Below are 23,937 nucleotides of genomic sequence, written 5' to 3' on the forward strand. Positions count from 1 at the left end.
GGAGCAGGGGGAGATGAGGGAGCAGGGGGAGCAAGGGGAGATAAAACTTCTGCCTTCTGCCTCCTACCTTGTGACAACTAACTTAGCACTTAAAATTATGACAATTATTGCAGGTCAAACGGTACTTTTGACGGGTGCATCACGGGGCATTGGAACGTTTATTGCTCGTGCTTTAGCAAAAGAAAAGGCAACTATAGTTGGTGTTTCGCGATCGCAACAAGGGCTAGACAAGGTAGCGGCTGAAGTCAAAGCTTTAGGAGGCAAGTGGATTGGTATTACCCATGACATCAGTCAGGTGGAAGAGTTGCCAATCCTCGTAAAGGAAATCAATCAGCGTGTAGGTTCTATTGATATTTTAATCAACAATGCAGGTCTAGAAATATACAAAAAGTTTCAAGATTACTCCACAGCAGAGATGCAGTCTGTATTAACAGTAAACTTGATGTCTGCAATGGAATTATCTCGTTTGCTACTGCCAACAATGTTATGCCAGAGAAGAGGTCACATTGTTAATATTGCTTCTCTGGCTGGTAAAAAAGGATCTCCCTATGACAGCATTTATTCTGCCAGTAAAGCTGGCTTGCTGATGTGGGGTGATTCTTTAAGACAAGAATTGGTAGATACTGGTGTAAAAGTTTCGACTATTTGTCCGGGATATATTTCTGGTCAAGGAATGTTTGCTGATACTGGCGTACCCGCACCGAGATTAGCGGGTATATCAACGCCAGCAGATGTAGCTAATGCAGTTATACAGGCTATTAAACACAATCAAGCGGAAGCGATCGTTAATCAAGATCCGATAACAGCAGGTATGACAAAGCTGTTAATGGCACTGTGGCAAATTTTCCCAAAATTTGGAGATACAGTATACCAGTGGATGGAAGTTGCTAAACTCAATCAATTACGCATCGAAAATCAAATGCAGATTGCGCTGAGAACTAGCGATCGCAAATTGATGGTGACTGCAAAACTAGACACAGAAATAAAAAAGGCATAAATTCGTTCTGCCTAGTTGCTTTATTTGTAAAAGATTGTCCCTAAGTCAAATAAACAACAAATGGAAAAAGAAAGCCATGAAGAAAGTATATTTGATGATTTATGATTTGGGCGGCGGCCATCGCAGCACTGCTAATGCTTTACAGCAAATTATTGAGAAGCGACATTTACCTTGGGAAATCCATATAGTAGACGTTTTCAAAGAAATTATTGGAACGATGGCTCCCCACCAAATTTATAATAATTTAATACTCAAAAAACAATGGGCAAAAGTTTTTTCTGAGTTTTTACTAGTTTCTTTATTTAAGTTACAAATACGCCTTTATCACTTTGCTTGGTTAGCACGTTTGACAAAATACTGGCAACAGCATCAGCCTGACATGGTAGTTTCATTACTACCATATGTGAATCGGCTACTTTATGAAAGTTTACAGGCAATATCACCTAGCATTCCCTTTGTTACTCTTCCGATAGATTTGGCAGATTATCCTCCTAATTTCTGGATAGAACCACAAAATCAGTTTTTAATCTGTCCTACCGAAAGAATAGTTGAACAAGCCCAAAAATTTGGTTATCAAAAAGAGCAAATTTTCCCTATTTCGGGAGTGGTAATTAATCCTCGAATGTACGAACCTATTACTGTCAATCGCCAAGTTGAGAGACAACGTTTAGGTTTAGAACCAGATTTGCCTACAGCATTAATCATGTTTGGTGGTTACGGCTCAAATACAATGATACAAATTGCTCGGTGTTTAGAGCAGTCATCATTAAAGATACAGCTTATTTTTATTTGTGGCCGCAATGAAAAACTAGCAGAGATTCTCCGCCATAGTCAGAGTCGCTTGCCTAAGTACGTTGAAAATTTTACCAATGAAATCCCTTATTATATGCATTTGTCTGATTTCTTCATTGGTAAACCTGGCCCTGGTAGTATGAGCGAGGCTATAACAATGAAGCTACCAGTAATTACAGATTGCAATGCCTTAACACTATTTCAAGAACGGGCAAATACTGAGTGGCTCGTCAATCATGGGTTTGGCATTGTAGTTGATAATTTTCGCAATATAAATACAGCTGTTGCAGAGCTAATTCAACCTGAAAACTTAGCTCGCTATCGAGCTAATGTTGCAGCTTACAATAATCGAGCTGTATTTGAAGTTGCTGATATTTTGGAAACAATCCTAGAAAATTCATTCTCTTCAGTTACTCATTTTTCAAATGTTGACATCTCTAAAAATTTACCCTCGACAGTTTAGTGCATATTTAAAAGGCTGTCTTTAAGTACTTACTTTACTTAAGCGTTCATTGGAATTTGTTCAGTAATGAGTGTAGAGCAAAAAGTCATGAAGAAAACAGTATGTGTAACTGGGGGAAGTGGTGGTATAGGTCAAAACTTATTGAAATATTTATTGGAGAGTTTTCACGTCAAGGCTCTTTTTAGAAAAGAAAGTGCTACGACTGATAAATGGAAACAACAAGGATGTCAAATCATTTTGGGCGATTTAGCAAATGAAGAATCGCTGATGAATTTGGTTGCTGAAACTGAATTTGTTTTTCACTGTGCAGCACTTACAAGTGGTTTGTCATTACAAGAAGTACATGAAGTTAATGTCGAGGGAACTCGGAGGCTGGCACTAGCAGCTGCAAAATCAGGCTGTAAAAGATTTATACACCTCAGCTCTATAGCTGTATATACTGGTGCAGAATTTGCGAAAAAAGTTTATTCAGAGAAGGTGCAAGTTAGAGAAGATTCAACAATGGAGTTATACTGCCTGACGAAGTTACGTGCTGAAATAGTATTAAAAAAAATTAGTCAAAAATACAATTTAGAATATGTAATCTTGCGTCCTACCTGCGTTTATGGTCCAGCAGTAAATTCCTATACTATGGCACCTTTTAATATGATTAAAAAAGGTTTACCAATACTTTTAGGAGATGGGGAAGGACTGCTAGATGTTGTATATGTCGATGATGTTGTTAGAGCTATGCTAATAGCAGCTAACTCTACTAAAGCCAATGGAGAAATATTTAATGTAGGAGGAGAACTCATAACTTGTAAAGAACTATATTCTTATTATGGTCGGATGCTACAACGACCTGTTAGACATATTTCTCAAGGAATGGCAAATATTCTAGCGAACATCGCCAAAATATATAATAGGGAACTAGGAAAAAGTATCAAATGGTATTTAGAAATTTACGAACATTCAAAAGAATATCCATCCACAAAAGCAAAAGCAATATTAGATTATACTCCACAATTTTCTTTAACAGTAGGGATGTTAAAGACAGAATTGTGGCTTCAGAATAAGCACTATCTTCCTGCAAAACGTTATATTTTTAGAAATGCACATTTTCTTTACAATTTCTATCCCTATGCAGCAGTTCGCCCGACTACAGAAAAAGAAATAGTTCAAATAATTCAAGAAGCAGCCCAACAAGGTCTGAAGGTGAAAGCTATAGGGAGTATACATTCTTATATTCCGATACCAACGACAGAAGGTGTGTGTATAGTTCTGGATAAATATAAAAATGTGATAAATATTCAAGGTTCTTTAGTAACTGTACAAGCAGGAATGAAGCTTAAAGAACTCAATGAAATTTTAGCAAAACATAACTTAGCATTACCTATAATCGGAGCAGTTGACGAACAAACAGTCTCTGGAGCTATTGCTACAGGCACTCATGGTTGTTCCCTCTTCCATAAAAGTTTAAGTGGTTATGTACATAGTTTGAGAATAATTCGCGCCGATGGCAGTGTTTTAGAATTAGATTGCTTACAAGAAATTTTTAATGCAGTCGTCATTTCAATGGGATTGTTAGGAGTAGTTTCTACTGTCACATTCAAGTGTATTCCAGCATTTTCTTTACAATCCAAGAAGTATAGTTTGCCAATAGATGTTCTACTGCAAAGATTTAACGAGCTTCATCAAAATAATATGTATGTAGATATTAAATATGTACCTATTACGGATAATGCTCAGGTTTTATTAATAAATCCAGCTGTAGAAGCAGTGAATAAAAATGAAGAATGTCATCCGGCTGAAATTAACAAAATGAAGCAGAGATTAGAAACTTTTATTCTTAAATTAACACTGTATATTTTTCATTATTCCAGATGGAATAGGCTTTATCGATGGATTGTCAAACAATATGAGGCAACAACATACGTTTGCCCATCGGGTCGAAGCGACTTTGTACTGACCAATTTTGAACGCACGAAGTACGATCCATTTCCCATGCCTAACATGGAAATTGCTATTCCATATTCACAAGCCTGTGCTGCGATCGCGGTGCTGCGAAATCATTTTCAGACAACTCAAAAATTCCCTGGTGTTTACGTCCATATTCGTTGTGCTGCGAAAGAAGATTTTTGGTTAAGTCCTTCTGGTGGGCAAGCTATCTGCTGGTTAGACTTTTGGGAATATCCTTACACAGGTCAATTTTTTCAAGAAATGATGGAACTACTAAAGCCATTCAATTTTCGTTGTCACTGGGGTAAGGAAATATCTGTAGACCGAGAGTACTTAAAAGGACAATATAAAAAGTGGTATGACTTTATTCAGCTGCGCCAAGAGTGGGACTCTCAAAGAATGTTTTCTAATCCTTATTTAGACAAATTTTTTACTTAGAAACTAACCTGCTAGTACCGCTACGCGGAATTCAAAATTAAAAATAGTTAATTTACTTCCGCATTGCTGTACTAATAATTTACCTTGAATTTTGGCTTAAAGTCATGAAACGCGTACTGATAATTTATTACTCACAGTCGGGAGATGTAACTCGCGCAGTTGAATCTTTGACTAAATGTCTCAAGACACCAGAAATCCAGCTTTCCTGGGAGTGTATTAAACCAAAAGCCGATTATCCTTATCCTTGGAGTTTATATAAGTTTTTTGATGTCTTTCCAGAATGCATTAATGGAGAACATCCAGAAATTTTTCCTCCAAAATTCAATCACAATTATACATTTGATTTAGTTATTATTGCTTATCAAGTTTGGTTTTTAGCTCCATCATTACCAATTCAGGGCTTTCTCAAATCCGAGTATGCAAAAGTTTTGCAAAATACCAAAATAATCACTTTAGTAGTCAGTCGAAATATGTGGCACTCTGCCTCAGAAACTATGAAAAAAATGATTGCTGAAGTCGGAGGTATTCATATTGATAATGTAGTTGTAACTCACCAAGGGCCGCCTTTAGCTACCTTTATTACCACTCCCTGGTCGCTGTTGACGGGGAGAAAAAACAGATTATTAGGAGCATTACCTCCTGCTGGGGTCAAAGATGAAGATATTGACGCACTATCAATATTTGGGGAGCGAATAGCGAATCATCTCACAAAAACTGATTGTTCTCATCATTCGATGCTTGCAGGACTTGGAACTGTGGAAGTCAATCAACGTTATATCATTCCAGAACTGATTGGACGAGTAATATATCATCCTTGGGCAAAAATAGCTCGTTTTTTTGGTCAACAAGGAAGCTGGAGCAGATTACCCATAATTTGCCTATTTGCAGTTCATCTATTATTTGCTATTCCAATTGTTTTAATAGTTTCCAATCTTATTCAATTTCTCTTTGCTCCACTTATTCATAAAAAAATAGCGTCTTATGTCGAACTTCTAAAATCCCCAATCAGTGTGGGTTAAAAGACGAGATAAACTTATTGTTTGCTAGGGTCTAGTTCTTAGTTTGTATGGAGTAAATGATGGTTACAGCATACATTACAGGAATCGAAGTTGTTCTACCTAACAAATCAGTGAATAATCAGGAGCTAGAAAATGTTCTTGGATTAATCAATGAAAAGCCCTCTCGGTCTAAAAACCGAATTTTAAAAAATAACGGTATAACATCTCGATATTATGCAATAGATCCGCAGACTGGCAAACCGAGTCATACCAATGCACAATTAACCGCAGAAGCAGTCCGGACTCTTTCTAGAAACTCTCATTTTCCATTAGAGGAAATTGATTGTTTAGTTTGTGGTACATCTTCTCCAGATCAGCTAATTCCTAACCATGCTCTGATGGTACATGGGGAGCTTGGATGTCCTCCCTGTGAGGTTGTAGCTACAATTGGTGTTTGTTGCTCAGGGATGACTGCCTTCAAGTACGGTTATATGAGCGTGTCTTCTGGTTTGAGCAAAAATGCTGTAACCACAGGTTCAGAAGTTGCATCAAGTGCATTTAGAGGAGTTTATTTTCAACCAGAAATAGAAGCAAAAATCCAGGATTTAGAAGCTAAACCGATTATAGGTTTCGAAAAAGACTTTTTAAGGTGGATGCTTTCTGATGCCTCCGCGGCTGTGTTGATAACAGATACTCCTCGTTCTGATGGCATTTCACTCAGAATAGAATGGGTTGAGATCGTATCTTTTGCTAATGAACTAGAAACTTGTATGTATGCAGGAGCTATTAAAAAAGCCGATGGTTCTTTACAAGGCTGGCGAGCGGCTGAAAATCCCCAAGAAGTATGGCAGGAGAGTTATTGGGCTTTAAAGCAGGATGTCAAAGTATTGGGGGAAAATATAATTTCCTATGGAATTCAAAAAGGCTTTGCACAAATCCGAGATAAATATAACCTCAAACCAAATGATATCACTTGGTATTTGCCTCATTATTCATCAGAACATTTTAAGCAACCATTATACGACGATTTAGTAGAAATTGGATTTGAGATTACATTTGATAAATGGTTTACTAATTTACCCTACAAAGGTAATACAGGTTCAGCTTCTATCTTTGTGATGTTAGAGGAATTGATGTCATCAGGGAAACTCGAACGAGGCGATCGCATATTTTGTTTAATTCCCGAAAGCGCTAGATTTCTGTATGCTTATATGCTTTTGACTGCTGTTTAATTCTCACTATTTTTGGCAAATAACTAGTTTCTAAATGTAAGTCAAACTCCAAGTTTCAACAGATGGAAAATCAGCTGACTCAATCAGAAAATGACATCAATGCGACATTTTTAAGAGTTTTAAATGTCAGCACACCTGGTAGTGACTTACTCTTTCCTAGTCAAGACAGCCAATTGATGTGGGGTCGCTCTGGAAACGATCTTTTTGTTGGTTCTAACTTGAGTCATAATTCCAAGCAACCGCAAATTGATATTATGCTGGGTGATGCGGACTTTATGGGAGCAGCAGAGGGCAGTCAGCTTAATTGGAGTGACAAATTTATTCTTGGTGATTGGCAACAGCCATATTATACCGATCCAAAAGAACTCAACTTTGGTTTAAATCAATTTGCCTTAATTTTAGACTTCGACTCCAAGCAAGATATCATTCAGCTACATGGCATCTCGAAAGACTACCAACTAGTAGAATCCACCTTGGGAACAGCGATATTTTGGCAGCAGGGAACTGTATCTGACCTGATTGCCGTTTTGCCTGGAATTAATCATTTAAATCTTCAAGGTGACTACTTTCAGTACGAGGGTTACACACCACCAAAACCAGTACAAGGGAAGATTCAGCAATTAGGATCTATCGGTACTGATTTATCTACAAGTTCAGCCACAGATGCTTTCAGCAATTTATATATAGCGGGAGCGACTAATGGTTCTTTAGCAGGATTAAATGCTGGGTTTAATGATGCTTGGGTGGTTAAGTATGACAGTAATGGTAAGCAGCAGTGGATAAAGCAATTTGGGACTTCTAGTAGTGATTTTGCTACTAGCATTGCCACCGATAATAAAGGTGACTTTTACTTGCTGGGAATGACTAAAGGCGATTTAGCAGCAGCCAATCAAGGAACAGAAAATTATGATGTTTGGGTAGCCAAGTATGACAGCAATGGCAATCAACAGTGGATAAAACAGTTTGGGAACGAGCTTACCGATGCTTCCTTTAGCATGAAAGTCGATGATAATGGTAATCTCTACATCTCAGGATTCAGTATTAAGCAACAGCAGCAAGGACTATTTTTTCAGCCTGGTGTTTTAGCGGACGATCCTTGGATAACCAAGTATGACACCAATGGCAACCAGCAATGGTTTCAAACCTTTGGTAGTCCTGACTATGACGAAGCTTATAGTATTGCTCTGAGTAATGATGGCAGTATTTACACTACAGGATGGACTGTAGGCGACTTGGGGGGAAAGAATGCTGGGCTGTATGATGTCTGGATTACCAAGCATGACAATAATGGTCAGTTGCAGTGGACTCGCCAGTTTGGCACTCAAGATTATGAATTTCCGAAAGCGATTGACACAGATAGTCAGGGTAATGTCTACATCACAGGATGGACTTTAGGTGACTTGGGGGGAAAGAATGCTGGGTCTGATGATGCTTGGCTTGCCAAGTATGACAGCAACGGGAACCAGCTATGGATAAAACAGTTTGGCACTAGCGGTGATGATGCCTCCTTAAGTATGAAAGTTGATGGCGATCGCAATATCTTTCTAGCGGGATATATCAACAACGATTTAGGCGAAAAGAATGCTGGAGCTGATGATGCTTGGGTGACTAAGTACGACAGCAATGGCAATCAGTTGTGGAGTCAACAATTTGGAACCTCTAAGTTTGATGCCGCTACCAATGTTACCTCAGACAACATTGGTAATGTCTATGTTACAGGAATTACTGATGGCTCTCTAGGGGATACTAATGCTGGTTCTGTGGATAGCTGGATAGCTAAACTTGACTCCCACTCAGGAGTTCTAGAAGACTTTGATCGTAACCGAATGGCATTAAGTTAATCGCAAACCACCAATCTAACTGGCTTTGGGGTATGGGGTGTGGGGTGTAGGGTGTGGGGACTTAAGAAGATGTTTTTTCTTTGACGCAACTAAAATTCAATTTTGTTAAACACTACACCCACTCAGCCACCCCCTACACCCTGCCAAAAGCGAGGTTTCACATGAGTCTTAGTGCTATTCAAGCATAACCCTCTAACTAACTGAAAGTGCACTCGTGCTGTAGATGATTTTTCAACATGAATGAGCCGCGTTTCTTCCTTGTTACCTTGCCTAAATAGATAATTTATTTTGTACGACTACTTATGATAGATAATACTCAAGAATCAAAGGCAAAAAAACAATCTTTAAGCCAACCTGAGGCAAAAGTCAAAAAGCATTTAAAACTGAGCGAAATCAACTATCGGCGTAACAAAGAATCCGATTATACCGAAAAAATAGCAGAGTTGGATCGGAACTTCGACTATAGCAGAGACAGAGATTGTTATTGGAGCGAACCTGAGTTTTCTATTTTGTACGGTACTCCACTTTACCAAGCAGCTTCTCGATCGCAAAAGATCGCTCTCAATCATCTTTTTTGGGCTGGAGGTTACAACCTGACTGCTGCTAGTGAAACTAATACAGTTCTTTATAATCAGATTACAGGCAGCGTTTTTTACAGCATCAGTGATTACGAAACTCTCTGCCATACACTGGATGTTGAAAGTTCCCAGGAACGCTACCACATTCATGCCTTTCGCAACATTGGTAACACGACGGAAATAAACTTACTCGGCGAGGTGTTATTTGGCAATCCTCTTACTGGAAATGAATCTCAGGTGATTCAAAAGGGTCTGGTTGGGCGTTTGTCACCTGGGCCTTTGCGACAGTTATTCGGTCTCAACTGGGGAAGTACGCCTTTTTTAGCATCTCAGTATTACGCTTTACGCTTCATCGCCAATATGCTTCTCAAGCTCACAGAACATCCCCGTTCTCAGTATTTCAAGAAGTTAGAGAAAAAAGGCGAATTTATTCCAGCCCCCGCAGCTGTAGCTCATTACCATTTCTTAGATGAATCTTTCCACACTACAACTTCTCAATTAATCGCTCAAGATTTATACAAAGACTTTCCTAAACCAACAGCCTATGAGAAATTCATGGCTAATTTGTCAATCTATATGATGCAACTTACCATTCTGAATGGGTTGTCTGCTGGGGCGGTTGCGAGTTTTTCTCCCGATAAATTGTTTGTGATGCCCTTAGTCTACAAAATACTACAGACTCCTCTATTTGGCATGTCTGCACAAGAAGCACTTTACTGGATAGAAAAATGTTTCTGTCACGAACATGAGGGTTTACATTTGAATTTAAAGTATCACGATCGCTTGCTATCCGATCTGTGCAAGTTTTTTGACAAACTAGATTATACATGGCCTATCAACCGAGAAATGCGTGTCATGGCTGACGGAGCCTCAATTAATAAGACTATCCAAAGTAATACCAAATTCTTTCATAAATTCTCCAGGTCTATCTTCTATAAAAGCCGATAGACGGTGTTATGGGTATTTCAATGAAAGTAATGAATCAAACTCGTGTTAAAGTTTTTACCCTGGCGGCGATGTGTTTCGCCCTCTTCATGTCTTATCTTGACGACACCGTTGTGAATTTGGCGTTACCCAAGATTCAAATGAGTTTGGGTGCTGATGTGTCGGGATTGCAGTGGATTCTCAACGCCTATACTCTGCCTGCTGCTAGTTTAGTGCTAACAGGTGGGAAACTCGGAGATATTTATGGACGCAAGCGAGTCTTTCTGACTGGACTGGTGATTTTCACGATTGCCTCCGCAGTCTGCGGTTTGGCCCCTAATCTGGATATTTTGATTGCGGGGCGAACTTTTCAAGGAATTGGTGCTGCTGTTTTAGTGCCAGGTTCACTTGCTATCATCGCTGATACCTTCTTGAAGCCGAAGGAGAAAGTAAAAGCGATCGCCATCTGGTCTGCAATATCAGGTCTGGCCCTCGTTGCTGGGCCGATGTTAGGCGGGCTACTTGTGGATATCTTCGGGTGGCAAAGTGTATTCTTTTTGAATGTACCGCTGGGTGCGATCGCTTTTTGTCTGACTTGTTATGTCGTTAAAGAAGTTAGAAATCAAAGCAAGCAAAGCATAGATTTGCCAGGATTAGTGTTGAGTATCATCTCACTAGCTTCGCTCACCTATGCATTGACAGAAAGTAATGCTGGCGTGTGGCAATCGCCGCTTGCTATGTGGCTATTGCTAGTTGCTGGACTTAGCTTTTTGGTCTTTTTAATTATTGAGTCCTACAGCAGTCACCCAATGCTGCCACTGAAATTGTTTCAAAACTCAACTTTTGCTGTAGTTAATGTCGTTCAGGTTTTAGTATTTTTTGCGATCGTCAGCTTGCTGTTCATTTTTAGCTTGTTCTTGCAGCAAGTGCAGGGATATTCAGCAGCAGCAGCAGGTTTGCGCTTCCTACCCTTGAATGGAGCTTTTGTCATCGCATCCCTCGTTTCTGGATGGTTGACTGTGCGGCTGGGGTGGCGCTTTACAGTCATGGCAGGATTAATTTTGGCGGGCTTGGCTACATTTTCATTTATCGGAATCAGTACTAATACCGAGTATGGAGCAATTTGCTGGAAGCTCGTACTCTCAGGCTTTGGCGCTGGCTTAACACTCGCACCCTTAACAGCAGCAGCAATGAGTTCTGTACCTCCAACGCAAGCGGGAATTACCTCAGCGATACTCAATACTTGTGCCCGTCTCGGCGGTGTCTTAGGAATCGCCATACAGGGAACAATTCTAACGCAACGGCTAGCCTCAGAAATGAAGCGATCGCTCTTTAGTTGGAACCTACCTGCAAATCTGCAAGGCAAACTCATTACCTATGCTTTGCACGGTGGTACTCAATCCAATAACCTTCTAGCTAACATTACTCCCTCTGCTTGGCATCAAGCCACTGGTAATGCATTTATCTCTGGTCTACACATAGCTGTATTAGTAGCTAGCTTTGCTCTTTTAGCTGGAGCATTGTTGATTTTAGTATTTGTGAACCGAGTTACTAAAAAAGTCGAAAAAGAACAAATTTAAAAAATAAACAGAACTGAAACAAAATGGCTCAAGATTTTCTCGTTTCATTGTGGACTCCTGGCAGCGATTTAGCTATAGGAGATCCCGCCGCAAAATATGAAGGCATTTTTGGCCGTGCTGGAAATGATGTTCTTTACGGTTACGATCCTGGTGCAAGTGTTGCTGAAAGCCAACATGTTGATTTTTTGTTTGGCGACCTATTTGATAACTCCCAACAAGAATTCAAAGTTATCACCGATATCACCCAAGGTAATATTAATTCAATCATAAATAACCCCATACCATCTGTCGGGTCAGACAGATTTGTTCTTGGAGATGCAAATCAAACCTACTATACGGATAATAGTGGTAATCCTTACAATTTACTTTCAACGGATGCCCTTGGTTCTAACCAGTTTGCTGTTATTTATGATTTCGATCCATATAGCGACACCATACAGCTGCACGGGAAACCGCAAGACTATTCGTTAGTAGCAGTTAATGGATTACAAGTTCAAGGACTCGACCAACCTTTAGTTGGAAAGGCGATCTTTTCGCTGCAACAAGGAACGCCTGACCTCGTAGCTTTTGTGATTTCACCTCCTAATGTAGATTTAAATCTCCAGGACAGCTATTTTAAGTATGTAGATGAAACATCACAAACAAAATTAGCGCAAGATAAAATTGGACAAATCGGAACTGTTGGGATCGATCTCAGTTTTAATTCTGCTGTAGATCCGGCGGGAAATATTTATTTTGTAGGCTCTACTAGTGGTTCTTTAGAAGGAATTAATCAAGGTTCGACGGATGCCTGGGTAGCTAAGTATGACAACAAAGGCGATCGCTTGTGGGGTAAGCAGATTGGTTCTTCCAGTTCAGACACAGCCTATGCCGTTGCCACAGATAGTGCCGGTAACTTATATTTAGCGGGAGTCACAGAGGGCGATTTGTTTGCACCCAAGCAGTCACAATCTCAAGATGCTTGGGTAGCTAAGTATGACAGCAATGGTAATTTGATATGGAGTAAACAATTTCAAGCTGATTTGACTGCTTATGCTAACCCTGCCTTTGGCCTTGATGTCGATGGACAAGGCAATGTCTATTTATCGGGATTAGCAATTAAGCAAAACACTCGAACAGACATGTTCAATTTTACTGTTCAAGATGATACTTGGGTAACCAAGCTTGACAGTAATGGCAATCAGCAGTGGTTAAAAGAGATTGGCAGTTACGCTTTTGACGAATCTTATGACCTTACCACTGACCGAGATGGTAACACTTATCTAGTAGGATGGACTCAAGGCTTACTTCAAGAGTCAGATCCATCTCGACAGCTTTTGAAGTATGATGCCTGGTTGGCAAAGGTTGATACCAGCGGTCAAGTACAGTGGGTTCAACAGTTTGGCAGTTCAAATCAAGGTATTGATTATGGATGGGGTGTTGCAACTGACACCCAAAAAAACGTCTACGTCAAAGGATGGACTACAGGAGATTTAGGAGGAACAAATCAAGGGTCTTATGATGTTTGGTTAGCTAAGTATTCTCCTGATGGCATTCGACAATGGGCGCGTCAAATAGGTACTAGCGGTGATGATGAATCCTACCTCAAGGGTATAACAACTGACTCAAATAACAATGTTTACATAGTTGGATACACCAACGGGAACTTAGGAGGTGTCAATGCTGGAGATTACGATGCTTGGGTAGCTTCTTATGACTCGAATGGAAATCAACGTTGGATTCAACAGTTTGGATCTGCACAACTTGATTACGCCACTGATGTTAGTGTTGACAATGCTGGTAATGTATTTGCTACAGGATTCACTGAAGGCTCTCTTGGCAGTATTAACGCTGGAGCTGTAGATAGTTGGGTAGCCAAGCTCGATGCTAATACAGGACAACTATTAACATTTAATCCATCCTTATCTCCAGCAAGCAATCAAATTCTTGGTACTGTTAATAGCGATCGCCTAATTGGTACTGTTGGTAACGATGAAATCAATGGAGATGATGGCAATGACCTGATTGATGGCAAAGAAGGTTACGACCAGCTAATTGGCGGGGCTGGTAACGACCAGCTTGTTGGCGGGCCTGGGAATGACACGTTGACTGGTGGTACAGGCAATGATACTTTCGCCTTTAATTCAGGCAAACCGTTTGTGACAAGTGACCTAGGGGTAGATCGAATTACAGACTTCACACCTACTGCTGATAAGATTGAACTGAGTACGAGTACTTTCACCGTTCTGAAAAATTCCATTGGAGCAGCTTTTAACGCTCTGACAGATTTAGATTTTGCCACAGTTTCCAATGATGCCGATGCTAAAAGTAGTTATGCGGCGATTGTTTACAACTCTACAAATGGCAATTTGTTCTACAACGAAAATGGTCTGACTTCTGGTTTTGGTAATGGTGGTTTGTTTGCAACTTTAGATAACTATCCTAGTTTGAGTGCAGCAGATTTCCGCCTGATTGCTTGAACTAGTAGTCTGTCTCATTAATTTTGAGGGATTTGAGGAACGAACCGCGAAGACGCGTTAGTGGCTTCCCGTAGGGTAGACGCGAAGTACGCAAAGAAAGAGAAAGAAGAGCTGATACATCTACTTCAATTTTGTTAATCAGATGACAGAAAGCACTGCAACTATTCGAGAATTTATTGCTAGTATCTGCCCATTTGACCGTTTAGATACAACTACTATCGATCGCATCGCCGCCAAACTCGAACCTCGGCGCTATCGGATGGGTCAAGCAATTATCGTCCAAGAAACCCTGCCTACTAAAGTTACTATTCTCTACCAAGGACAAGCCCGTTTATTGGCACACGCACCTGGTGCTAGTACTCCAGAGACTCTGCAACTATTAAAACCAGGAGAAATCCTCGGTTGGACAAGCTTGGTGCGTGGCGTTCCTTGTGAAACAGCGATCGCTTCGTGTGAAACTTTTTGTTTGGCGATGAAAGCAGCAGATTTTATCGCACTAATCAAAGAAGAGTCAGAGAAAAATTTCCCTGATTCTTCCTTCGCTGCATATTTCCGCAACTCTTGCAGCTTAATTGAAGTTTTTGATTTGTTGGGTGCAGAATTAGAACGTCGGGGTAAAAGTCCCAACAATCTCAAAGAATTAGCTGTAGCGGCTGCCCGTCAAACTATCATCCTCAATTTACCTTCTGGTAAAACATCTCTGCAACAGCTAGACCCTAACCTTTTATGGTTAGTCAGTAGCTCAGGTTCTAATTATATTGCAGGCGATCGCCTTAATCTTGCTAAAGCTGAAGGTTACATTCACGGCAAAGTTCGTTTAGTCGGTTTTGCTGACCCCTCTTTTTCACTTTCTGACTGCTATACTTCCTCCCTCTCTCCCTCCTTGGAATGGGATCGCGTTCCTTTCGCCCCAGAATATCCAGAAGAATTAGAAGAAACTGACAAAACACAAATCAAATATCCCTACATATCTGGTCGCGGTGCTGTAGAGGGCACTCTTGCTTGTTTCCAAATGCTCGCCCAACACTTAGAAATCCCATTTCGTCGAGATGTTTTACGCCGCGCCTTAGTCAACAATCAAAAACGTACGGGTAGTATTTCCATTCAATTATGCGGTGCTTTGGCAGAATTAATGGGACTTACTTCACAACTAGTTAGCGTTCCCACTGTTACTATCTCTAAACTCCCAACTCCTGCCCTCATCCCTTGGCAAGATAGTTTTGCTCTCCTCTACAAAGCCACAGTTAAAGAACTAATTATTGCCATTCCAGAACAGGGCATTGTCCGCAAAAAGCCAGTAGATTTTCTCGAAACTTGGGGAGAAAAAGTACAAGTATTACTTCTAGAACCAACTAAAGAAACTCCTAAAAAACGATTTGGTTTATCGTGGTTTCTTCCTGCAATTAAAAAACATCGCACTGTCCTTATAGAAGTATTTATAGCTTCTTTATTTGTCCAATTATTGGGACTATCAAATCCCATCATTACCCAAGTAATTATTGATAAAGTCATTATTCAAAACAGTTTTAATACTCTCAATGTCTTGGGTTTTCTACTCATAGCAATGGCTGTAGTAGAAGGTGTAATTAATTGGCTGCGTACCAATCTCTTTGTCGATACAACTAACCGCATTGATTTATCCTTAGGTTCAGAAGTTATCGACCACTTATTGCGTTTACCATTGCGTTATTTTGAGAAGCGTCCCGTCGGTGAAATATCCAGCCGCATCAACGAATTAGAAAACATTCGCTCTTTTCTCACTGGTACTGCCCTAACTGTTGTTTTAGATGCTATTTTCTCTGTTATTTATATTATAGTCATGCTGTTTTACAGTTGGCTGCTGACTATTGTGGCACTAGCAACAGTACCTTTATTTGCATTGCTTGCATTTATCTTTACTCCAATTATTCGCAGCCAAACCAGAACTAAAGCCGAACGCAATGCCGAAACGCAATCGTATTTAGTAGAAGTAGTTTCTGGCATTCAAACTGTTAAAGCCCAAAATATCGAACTTAATTCTCGTTGGCAATGGCAATCTCGCTACGCGCGCTACATTAGCGCTAGCTTTCAAAATGTCCTCACTTCCAATACTGCTAGTTCTCTCAGCAACTTTCTCAACAAAATTTCTAGTTTGTTACTGCTATGGGTAGGTGCATATCTGGTATTAAAAGGACAACTCACATTGGGAGAATTAATCGCCTTCCGCATTATTGCTGGCTATGTCACCAGTCCCTTATTACGGTTAATTCAACTGTGGCAGAACTTCCAACAAACGGCATTATCTCTAGAAAGGCTAGCAGATATCTTAGATACTCCCCAAGAGTGTGAAGTTGGCGATCGAAAGCTCATTCCATCTTCCCATCTTGCTACTTCTTCTTCGCAAATTCCCATGCCTGCTATTGTTGGTGCTGTTCAGTTTGAAAACGTTACCTTTAGTTTCGCTAAAAACCCTAATCCCCAACTTAATAACGTTCATCTTGATATCTTGGCTGGTATGTTTGTGGGAGTTGTGGGACAAAGTGGCGCTGGTAAAAGTACATTAACCAAACTCTTAGCCCGCCTATACGAAATAGATTCTGGTCGGATTAAAATCGATAGTTATGACATTAGCAAAGTAGAACTTTATTCCCTACGCCGTCAGATAGGAATGGTACTACAAGATACTTTACTATTTGATACTACTGTACAGGAGAATATTGCCCTGAATATGCCCGATGCTACGCCAGAAGAAATTGTCGAAGCTGCTAAGGTTGCTTGTGCCCACGACTTTATCATGAACTTGCCTAACGGTTATGAAACTCGTGTTGGTGAAAGAGGTTCGGCTTTATCTGGAGGGCAAAGACAACGAATAGCGATCGCTCGTACTGTTCTCCAAAATCCACCGTTTTTGATTCTGGATGAAGCTACTAGTGCTTTAGATTATGCCACAGAACGTCAGGTGTGTTTGAACCTAGCGCAAGTATTTCAGGGTAGGACTGTATTTTTCATTACCCATAGGTTAGCAACAATTCAGAATGCTGATGTGATTTTAATGATGAACCAAGGACGAATTGTAGAACAAGGAACTCATACAGAACTTATGGGTTTAAAAGGGCTTTATTACTGCTTATATCAACAACAAGCGGTAGGAGGATAATTTGTAATTCGTAATTCGTAATTAATAATTCCGATTTAATCTTTACAATCTACTAATTTCAATTGTTGTAAAAGTTCGGGACTAATGGGCGAGGTTGTGAGAATTGGATGCTTAATGCCTCCCCAGATACTTCCGTTGCGGATGCGATATAAGGCTAAGACTTCAGGAATTTGATGGGAGATTAAAATTTGTGGCGGTGCAAGTTGACCGAGCGATCGCGCCCGATAATAGTGATACGATTGTGATAAAGCTTTATCTAGTTGTTGGGCAATAATTTCTGGGGTTTGTGTTGCCGAATTGAGTAATAAAATATAGTGTGGTGGATTGGCAACGGGAACTAAACTCTTAAAATCAATTCCTTGTAAGTTGATGCTATTCAAAGCATTATGCACAAAAGTTTCGTGTAACTTTTCGCCAACCAAATCGCTGATAGCTTGATGTCGTCCGAGAAACTCTAAACAGGGAGTTTGGTGATAAAAATGAGTCACCCGGACGCGATCGCCAATTCGATAACGATACAAACCTCCTTTCTGTGACAAAATAATTGTGTATTCCTTGCCGATGCTGAGTTCGTGTAAACCGTGCAGCAAACCAGTATCATCCTCAAACTCGAAAAACACCTCATCGAGAACCGGAACATACCCTTGTGCTGCAATCAACGGAATCGTCATCGGGGCTTCGGTTGCGAGTAGTCCTTTGCCTTGAATTAACACACCCGGAAATTGCGATCGCAATCCCTTAGCTTGGTCTGCGGCGTTGGCACTATCCCAGCAGGAAATCAGCTTTAAGTTTGACCAGAGTTGCGTCCAGGGAATATTATTCTCGGTGAGGAGTTGCAGGCGATCGCTGGATATTTTATTGTGTAATTCTGCTTGCAACAACTCCTGATTTTCTTGAATGTATTTTAAATGTACTTGTAAGAAACTCGGACTCCAAATAGAAATAATTTCCAATTTTTCAGCTTGTAATAATGCTAATGCAAGCTGATGTTTAAATAAGTGCGCGTCATGCAAGCGATTAAGTCCCTCTGGCATCACCAACCAAGGACGCAGGAACCAACGCAGCCAACCATCCAAGTAATCTAAATCATTTTGTAAAGATTGGGAATCTGGAGAATTTAATTGCGGCGAAATACAGGCGTAAAGCTTGCCAGTAGAGAATTTTGGGCCATGTGCAATCAAATCATGCGCCCAAACACAAAACATCTGATTGAAAGATCGCCGCAAAGACTGAGTGTAGGGAATCCATTTTACCGCCCCACTACTGCCAGAAGTTCTTTCATAGAACAAAATAAGTTCGGGAGTGAGAGGAATTTGCTGATTTTTGCGATGTTGGGGATTTCCAATCCAGGGTGCAAGTTCGTCGTAATCGACAACTGGGACGCGCTGCCAATCTGCTACAGAACTAATTCCTAAAGTTTTGCCATATTCACTTGCAATCAGGCGATCGCAAATCTCCCTCTGCACACATATCTGCGTTGACTTAGGGTCATCCAATGCTTGATGAAATCGCCTAGCAGTTGGTGCAAGGATTTGCCCAAAAAATTGAATAATCGGACGCATCATCAGCTTAAGTTTAAGTGCGAGATTTAAGTAACCTAGATTTTAAAGCCAAGTTCTGATAAGGTTGATTTACACCTTAATAATTATTGGATTGTAAATAGAATTTAACTTTTTTCAAAACTCTTTAGTTAATTTTATATTTTTTTGCTTGTTTAAACTTGAATAAATTTAAGCATACACATTAAAATATTTTAATCGTCCATTATGATAATCATGCATTATGAATATTCTAACGGAACGTTGGGCTACTGTGTATTTTGCCCATAGCTTTACTTGAAGTTGGTTTGTTAAAATTGCAAAGTTTGTGTAATTAAGCTTTTTTATGAAACCCAGTCTACGCAGTGGAAAACTTGTAAAATGGAAAGATGACCGTGGATTTGGTTTTATTCAGCCTGTTGATGGTAGCCAAGAAGTTTTTTTACACATTTCTGAACTTAAAGGTGCGGTTCGTCGCCCCCAGGAAAACGACACGATTTACTACTATTCTGTAGCTGATTCAAATGGTAAAGTTCGTGCTTGCAACGCCTTTATTCAGGGGGCGAGAAACAAATCAATTTCTTCCTCAGTGTCTTTGAGTAGCAATGCTAAATCTAGTGCTGCACCCACCTCAAATTTTCCAGTAGTTGAAGTATTACTGCTGTCTATTCTGCCTTTGTTCGGAGCCGTTCATTTTACTTGGACGACGCGCAATCCTCTTCCACTGATTCTCTATCCTACAATGAGTTTAGTGACCTATGCTCTATACGCTGATGATAAATCTCGTGCCAAACGAAAGGAATGGCGAACCCCTGAACAAACACTGCATCTGTGTGAACTTGCAGGTGGATGGTTGGGTGGGTTTATAGCCCAGCGAATACTACATCACAAAAGTCAGAAAAAGTCTTATCAGTCTGTATTTTGGGCGATTGTCATAATTCATTACATTGTGTGGTTGTTTTGGCTGTTTTGGGCGGTTCTGCCGATTTGAAGCAACTGGCATCCAAGAGGGCAAATTGCTCACGAATTACAAATTACCAATTCTTACATTTGCTGGTTAGGATAAAGGTTTGTGGCAGTGGGAAGAAATGTACCATCAGCAATGACTACACCAGGGCCAAGATGCGATCCGGCTCCCACAAAGACATCATTGCCAATCTTGACTTTTTTAACATACAATATTAAGTCTTGCTTGCGGGGTTTGATGACGTGGGAATAGATCCCGACGCGATGTCCAATAACGACGCGATCGCCAATTTCTATTAAACCGCGATCGGCTATCTCTAATCCTGGTGTCCAGTAAACATTTCGCCCCACTTTCGCACCCCACAATCGCAACCATACAGAAAATGCCCCTGGAATCAGTCGCAGCAATGCCTCCAAAGCCGGAATAGCGATATATATTGTCTGAATTTGATGACTACCCCACCAGGGACTATATTCTTTACCTTGTAGATAACTAATGCCCTCTCGCACAGGATAAACCCATTGATGCCAGCGATAAATTAACACTGGCAACCCGTAAATAGAAAGCAACACAGCCAAAACGCTAAAGATGCTGGGTGAATGGGCTAGGTAGACTATTGCAGCCCCAATTAGCAGCAACACAAGAGTTGGAAAAAATAACAGAATCTTACTTAAAGTTGTCATGAAAACGGAAACAAGAGTTTTTTAGTAAAGGTTAATGAGGTGGGAATTCCTATCGCGGATGGCAATTCTTTGCTTTCATAATAAGTGCCATGTAACTTGTCCCAAATTTTCAGATTAGCACCATAGTTGCAAGGGAAAACTTCGCTGCAATGATGCCATGCATGATCCTGCGGTAAGATTAACCAAGGTGACAGAAATTTATAAAACCAGCTATTTGCAGAAATCATCAAGCGGCTATGTCGCCATAAATCTAAGGCAGAAGTGAGACTAACTCCAAGTAAATAACCTGTTGGATCGGCCAATAGATAGAAAAATAATGTGTGTATCCACAAATAAACAATTAGTAAACTTGTCCAGAGAGTATTACGAGAAGTTCCTAATACATCCATCTGAATGACAGTGTGATGCACTTGATGTATCTGCCATAACAGTTTATGATGCAATAAACGATGATTCCAGTAATATAAATAATCAACTAAAACAAAACTTAAAATAAAAGATAGAACTGGCGATAATTTTAAATATTCCTGATAATTAGGTAATAAATGTTGATAAAGCCAATACACTAAAGTAGCTTGTAGTAAAGGAATCAACATTCCTTGAATCGTTAATCCTATACCATCTATTAGCCAATCTTCACGACTTTTAACTTTAAATTGAGTTCGACCAAACTTATCGCTAATTGTCCACCCAACTAATCCAATAAAAGAAACAAAAATTATAAGTTGTGCAAAGTTTTGTATATCCACTTATTATACCAAGTTCCCCAATTACGAATTACGAATTATTAGACCCAAAATGTTACCTTAACTGATTGATTTGGCAATAATCGCGGATCTTCTCCACGAGAAATCGCTGCTCTAATTGACTCTACAAACACATGAATTGTGTCAGCAGGAGTATTAGAAAATTGTGTACCATATTTGGCGATCGCCTCTCCCTGAATCCCCAAAATTTCCACATCCTGTTTGATAATATGTTGAGCAGTCCACCGCACAAACGGACGCGCTAGCTTATTCCAAATGCCGTAGTTGTAGGTGACATCAGTGTAAACCAAAGTTGAATTATCGGTTTCTGGAATAGATTGACTGGTAATAAACAAATGGCGATTATGTCCCATTTGATATTCTACTGAGGTAATATTGGGCATATAAAAGCGATCGCTATGTTTAATTTCAGCACCCTCCTGATTCAGAAAACGGCTATACCAGCCTAAATTACTATTTTCGTTGCGATATTCCACCAAAACCGAACCATTCCAGCGTTCTACAGTCATTTCTAACTTTTGTTGGCGAGAGTTACGGAATACGCCAGGATGCACAAAAGCCGTGTGGGGAATATCAATAAAATTCTCCGCACAATTGGTAACGTTGTTAGCAAAACGGTTAATTACCCGCACCGTCTCCCACCCTGGTTGTCCATAGTAGGGCATAGAAAAGGGTTCAAAGTCCTCACTTGGGGTATCGACTAACCGCACATATATATAACCATCCTGTTCTTTGGTTGCGTAACGCTTTCCTTGACGCTGCTGGGAAGGTTTGAAGTCTTCTCCTTCAGCCGGAACAGCAATGACTTTGCCATCTCCGTTATATACCCAACCGTGATAAGGACATTGCAAAGCACCGTTACAAACTTTACCAGCAGATAGACGACTACTGCGATGTAAACAGCGATCGCGCAACGCCACAGCTTGTCCATCCTCGCCACGAAATATCGCTAGCCATTCTCCTAAAACGGTTCGTGCGAGTACAGTGTTAGGTCGCAATTGTTCGCTGAGTGCGACAATATACCAAAAATCTGCAAATTGCATAGTGGGAGAGTAGAGAGCGATCGTATTTAAATTATGACAACCTCTCAAGCAAACATTGGTGTGTGTATGGCATTCCAAGAGCGCCAATTTACAATTAAAGGTGAGATAGTCTCAGATAGGAGAATTTTAATGACATTGCAAGAATTGCAAAAGCAAGCATTGCAGTTACCAATTAGCGATCGCTGGCAATTAGTGCAAACCCTTTTGGAGTCTCTACAGCGAGAAACTACTTCTGGATTGAAAAAGGGTAACTTATCCCGATTGCGAGGGATTGCAAAAAGTACAGAAACGGCGAGTGAAGATGTTGAAGCAGATTATACTAACTATCTCACTACAAAATATCAGTAATGAGAATTTTAATTGATACAAATGTTGTTCTTGATTTTTTACAAGAGCGAGAGCCTTTCGTGGAAGATGCGGCAAAACTGTTTGAGAAAATTGATGCTGGTGAAGTCGAAGGGTTTATTGCAGCAACAACGATTACTAACATTTATTATATTGTCCGAAAAGTAGCAGGTGCGATCGCTGCTCAAGATGCAATTGCACAAATTCTGACAGATTTGCATATTTGTGCGGTTGATAGAGCAATTTTGGAACAGGCGATCGCACTGAATTTTCAAGATTTTGAGGATGCGGTGCAGTGTGCTTGTGGAATAGCATACGGGGTAGATGCGATCGTAACTCGTGATGCGTCTGGATTTGTAAGCGCAGGAATTGCAGTAGAACCTATCCCACTAATAAAATTCTGTTAATCCAGATATGAATTGTGGCTAGAGAAACAAAAGCATCGAAGCAGGCAGAAATTCGCTCCCATCGCACAACGAGACGGCGATATTTTCTTTGATACCAGGCGAAACAACGTTCTTGCTGAAAGCGTGGAACTGAGATTTTAATTGGTCTGCCGCGATTTTTCTTGGTCTTCCAAACACGCTTGGGTAATTGTGGTCTAATACCGCGTCTACGCAAAGCAGCACGTTTATCCTTGGAATCGTAACCTTTATCCGCAGCCAACACCTTGACTCGTTTACGAGGTCTACCGGGTCTATTAGTTTTAACCTTGACACTATCTAACAGAGGTATAACTTGATCTCTTTCACTACCGTTTGCTGGAGTTGTGCAATTAGCCAAGGGCATACCATTACCATCAGTCAAGGTGTGTATTAAAATTCCCTTACCTTTATGACCATACTTAACGCCTTCACCGCCACCTTTGCCAGGGGGAAAAAGACCCATCAACTGCGCCGTAATTCCAGTTGATGAAACCTCTTTCTTCCGCCATTCCCAAGATTCGTGCTTGTAAATTTTCTAATGTTCCATCTGCTTCCCAACGCTTGAGCCATCTGTGCGCTGCACTTTTTGATGCCCAGATTTCTCCCTTTGGGACATCGCACCAACGACAGCCTGTTATCAATATATACAGCAGTGTGTTCAATACATGACGAAATGGCGCATGAGGCATTCCGCGATCGCGTTTTTCTGGTTGCTTGGGGAATATATCTTTAAATAGCCTCCATTCCAAGTCGCTTAATCCTTCAAATCGTCCAGCCATACCCCGATCAAACT

19 protein-coding genes are annotated in these 23,937 nt (G+C 40.4%); 13 read left to right on the forward strand and 6 right to left on the reverse strand.

Annotated elements, in window-relative coordinates:
• Positions 1–97 precede the first annotated feature (97 nt).
• The 10 genes from I8752_RS11845 (at position 98) to I8752_RS11890 (ending at position 17,376) form a co-directional block, all read left to right on the forward strand.
• Positions 98–997 carry an SDR family NAD(P)-dependent oxidoreductase gene (locus tag I8752_RS11845; RefSeq protein ID WP_214432546.1) on the forward strand — a complete coding sequence of 300 codons (900 nt, stop codon included), beginning with the start codon at positions 98–100 and terminating at the stop codon, positions 995–997.
• A gap of 76 nt (positions 998–1,073) precedes the next feature.
• A complete protein-coding gene (locus I8752_RS11850; protein WP_225895617.1) occupies positions 1,074–2,252 on the forward strand; it encodes an MGDG synthase family glycosyltransferase in 1,179 nt (392 codons plus the stop codon).
• Between the two features lie 66 nt (positions 2,253–2,318).
• Positions 2,319–4,628: an NAD-dependent epimerase/dehydratase family protein gene (locus I8752_RS11855; protein ID WP_214432518.1), complete on the forward strand. Its 2,310-nt coding sequence runs from the start codon at positions 2,319–2,321 to the stop codon at positions 4,626–4,628.
• 104 nt (positions 4,629–4,732) lie between these two features.
• Positions 4,733–5,647: a hypothetical protein gene (locus I8752_RS11860; protein ID WP_214432519.1), complete on the forward strand. Its 915-nt coding sequence runs from the start codon at positions 4,733–4,735 to the stop codon at positions 5,645–5,647.
• A gap of 59 nt (positions 5,648–5,706) precedes the next feature.
• On the forward strand, positions 5,707–6,858 hold the full coding sequence (locus I8752_RS11865; RefSeq protein WP_318780836.1) for a beta-ketoacyl-ACP synthase III: 1,152 nt from the start codon (positions 5,707–5,709) through the stop codon (positions 6,856–6,858).
• 62 nt (positions 6,859–6,920) lie between these two features.
• Positions 6,921–8,699 carry an SBBP repeat-containing protein gene (locus I8752_RS11870; RefSeq protein WP_214432521.1) on the forward strand — a complete coding sequence of 593 codons (1,779 nt, stop codon included), beginning with the start codon at positions 6,921–6,923 and terminating at the stop codon, positions 8,697–8,699.
• A 302-nt stretch (positions 8,700–9,001) separates the two neighbouring features.
• On the forward strand, positions 9,002–10,225 hold the full coding sequence (locus I8752_RS11875; RefSeq protein ID WP_214432522.1) for a hypothetical protein: 1,224 nt from the start codon (positions 9,002–9,004) through the stop codon (positions 10,223–10,225).
• A gap of 29 nt (positions 10,226–10,254) precedes the next feature.
• Complete coding sequence (locus I8752_RS11880; protein ID WP_214432523.1) at positions 10,255–11,781, forward strand: MFS transporter; 1,527 nt, start codon at positions 10,255–10,257, stop codon at positions 11,779–11,781.
• A 23-nt stretch (positions 11,782–11,804) separates the two neighbouring features.
• A complete protein-coding gene (locus tag I8752_RS11885) occupies positions 11,805–14,240 on the forward strand; it encodes an SBBP repeat-containing protein (RefSeq protein WP_214432524.1) in 2,436 nt (811 codons plus the stop codon).
• A gap of 142 nt (positions 14,241–14,382) precedes the next feature.
• Entirely contained in the window at positions 14,383–17,376 is a 2,994-nt protein-coding gene (locus I8752_RS11890) for a peptidase domain-containing ABC transporter (RefSeq protein ID WP_214432525.1), read from the forward strand.
• A gap of 35 nt (positions 17,377–17,411) precedes the next feature.
• On the opposite strand, the gene I8752_RS11895 is transcribed toward I8752_RS11890, so the two are convergent.
• Positions 17,412–18,938, reverse strand: coding sequence for a GH3 family domain-containing protein (locus I8752_RS11895; protein WP_214432548.1), 1,527 nt, complete (start codon positions 18,936–18,938; stop codon positions 17,412–17,414).
• Positions 18,939–19,260: 322 nt separating this feature from the next.
• Here I8752_RS11895 and I8752_RS38365 point away from each other — a divergent pair, with 322 nt between their 5' ends.
• Positions 19,261–19,905 (forward strand): DUF1294 domain-containing protein, encoded by a 645-nt coding sequence (locus tag I8752_RS38365; protein ID WP_214432526.1) that lies wholly within the window; start codon positions 19,261–19,263, stop codon positions 19,903–19,905.
• Between the two features lie 53 nt (positions 19,906–19,958).
• Here I8752_RS38365 and I8752_RS11905 read toward each other — a convergent pair whose 3' ends face one another.
• From I8752_RS11905 to I8752_RS11915, 3 genes are read right to left on the reverse strand one after another with little or no spacing between them, the layout of a single operon-like run.
• Complete coding sequence (locus I8752_RS11905; protein WP_214432527.1) at positions 19,959–20,564, reverse strand: acyl transferase; 606 nt, start codon at positions 20,562–20,564, stop codon at positions 19,959–19,961.
• Positions 20,561–21,313, reverse strand: a complete 753-nt coding sequence (locus I8752_RS11910; RefSeq protein ID WP_214432528.1) for a sterol desaturase family protein — start codon at positions 21,311–21,313, stop codon at positions 20,561–20,563. The genes I8752_RS11905 and I8752_RS11910 overlap by 4 nt, the downstream gene beginning before the upstream one ends.
• A gap of 38 nt (positions 21,314–21,351) precedes the next feature.
• Positions 21,352–22,374: an aromatic ring-hydroxylating dioxygenase subunit alpha gene (locus tag I8752_RS11915; protein WP_214432529.1), complete on the reverse strand. Its 1,023-nt coding sequence runs from the start codon at positions 22,372–22,374 to the stop codon at positions 21,352–21,354.
• 33 nt (positions 22,375–22,407) lie between these two features.
• Here I8752_RS11915 and I8752_RS11920 point away from each other — a divergent pair, with 33 nt between their 5' ends.
• Together I8752_RS11920 and I8752_RS11925 are read left to right on the forward strand one after the other, a co-directional pair.
• The gene (locus I8752_RS11920) at positions 22,408–22,722 is read left to right on the forward strand and encodes a hypothetical protein (protein WP_225895618.1); all 315 of its coding nucleotides are present in this window, start codon (positions 22,408–22,410) and stop codon (positions 22,720–22,722) included.
• Positions 22,722–23,126: a type II toxin-antitoxin system VapC family toxin gene (locus tag I8752_RS11925; RefSeq protein WP_214432530.1), complete on the forward strand. Its 405-nt coding sequence runs from the start codon at positions 22,722–22,724 to the stop codon at positions 23,124–23,126. Before I8752_RS11920 ends, I8752_RS11925 begins: the two co-directional genes overlap by 1 nt.
• Here I8752_RS11925 and I8752_RS11930 read toward each other — a convergent pair.
• Both I8752_RS11930 and I8752_RS11935 read right to left on the reverse strand, forming a co-directional pair.
• Positions 23,101–23,607: a transposase gene (locus I8752_RS11930; protein WP_214432531.1), complete on the reverse strand. Its 507-nt coding sequence runs from the start codon at positions 23,605–23,607 to the stop codon at positions 23,101–23,103. The genes I8752_RS11925 and I8752_RS11930 overlap by 26 nt on opposite strands.
• The gene (locus I8752_RS11935; RefSeq protein WP_214432532.1) at positions 23,573–23,923 is read right to left on the reverse strand and encodes a transposase; all 351 of its coding nucleotides are present in this window, start codon (positions 23,921–23,923) and stop codon (positions 23,573–23,575) included. The genes I8752_RS11930 and I8752_RS11935 overlap by 35 nt, the downstream gene beginning before the upstream one ends.
• Positions 23,924–23,937: the final 14 nt, after the last annotated feature.

It is taken from the genome of Dendronalium phyllosphericum CENA369, from assembly GCF_016056275.1.
Lineage (GTDB): Bacteria > Cyanobacteriota > Cyanobacteriia > Cyanobacteriales > Nostocaceae > Dendronalium > Dendronalium phyllosphericum.

What these genes read in the sequence shown, in the direction of transcription:
- I8752_RS11865 (WP_318780836.1), top strand. Translation starts at nt 5,707, where the DNA reads ATGGTTACAGCATACATTACAGGAATCGAAGTTGTTCTACCTAACAAA.
- I8752_RS11915 (WP_214432529.1), bottom strand. Translation starts at nt 22,374, where the DNA reads ATGCAATTTGCAGATTTTTGGTATATTGTCGCACTCAGCGAACAATTG.
- I8752_RS38365 (WP_214432526.1), top strand. Translation starts at nt 19,261, where the DNA reads ATGAAACCCAGTCTACGCAGTGGAAAACTTGTAAAATGGAAAGATGAC.
- I8752_RS11845 (WP_214432546.1), top strand. Translation starts at nt 98, where the DNA reads ATGACAATTATTGCAGGTCAAACGGTACTTTTGACGGGTGCATCACGG.
- I8752_RS11930 (WP_214432531.1), bottom strand. Translation starts at nt 23,607, where the DNA reads ATGGGTCTTTTTCCCCCTGGCAAAGGTGGCGGTGAAGGCGTTAAGTAT.
- I8752_RS11935 (WP_214432532.1), bottom strand. Translation starts at nt 23,923, where the DNA reads ATGGCTGGACGATTTGAAGGATTAAGCGACTTGGAATGGAGGCTATTT.
- I8752_RS11885 (WP_214432524.1), top strand. Translation starts at nt 11,805, where the DNA reads ATGGCTCAAGATTTTCTCGTTTCATTGTGGACTCCTGGCAGCGATTTA.
- I8752_RS11890 (WP_214432525.1), top strand. Translation starts at nt 14,383, where the DNA reads ATGACAGAAAGCACTGCAACTATTCGAGAATTTATTGCTAGTATCTGC.
- I8752_RS11905 (WP_214432527.1), bottom strand. Translation starts at nt 20,564, where the DNA reads ATGACAACTTTAAGTAAGATTCTGTTATTTTTTCCAACTCTTGTGTTG.
- I8752_RS11920 (WP_225895618.1), top strand. Translation starts at nt 22,408, where the DNA reads ATGACAACCTCTCAAGCAAACATTGGTGTGTGTATGGCATTCCAAGAG.
- I8752_RS11855 (WP_214432518.1), top strand. Translation starts at nt 2,319, where the DNA reads ATGAGTGTAGAGCAAAAAGTCATGAAGAAAACAGTATGTGTAACTGGG.
- I8752_RS11850 (WP_225895617.1), top strand. Translation starts at nt 1,074, where the DNA reads ATGAAGAAAGTATATTTGATGATTTATGATTTGGGCGGCGGCCATCGC.
- I8752_RS11875 (WP_214432522.1), top strand. Translation starts at nt 9,002, where the DNA reads ATGATAGATAATACTCAAGAATCAAAGGCAAAAAAACAATCTTTAAGC.
- I8752_RS11925 (WP_214432530.1), top strand. Translation starts at nt 22,722, where the DNA reads ATGAGAATTTTAATTGATACAAATGTTGTTCTTGATTTTTTACAAGAG.
- I8752_RS11870 (WP_214432521.1), top strand. Translation starts at nt 6,921, where the DNA reads ATGGAAAATCAGCTGACTCAATCAGAAAATGACATCAATGCGACATTT.
- I8752_RS11895 (WP_214432548.1), bottom strand. Translation starts at nt 18,938, where the DNA reads ATGCGTCCGATTATTCAATTTTTTGGGCAAATCCTTGCACCAACTGCT.
- I8752_RS11880 (WP_214432523.1), top strand. Translation starts at nt 10,255, where the DNA reads ATGAATCAAACTCGTGTTAAAGTTTTTACCCTGGCGGCGATGTGTTTC.
- I8752_RS11860 (WP_214432519.1), top strand. Translation starts at nt 4,733, where the DNA reads ATGAAACGCGTACTGATAATTTATTACTCACAGTCGGGAGATGTAACT.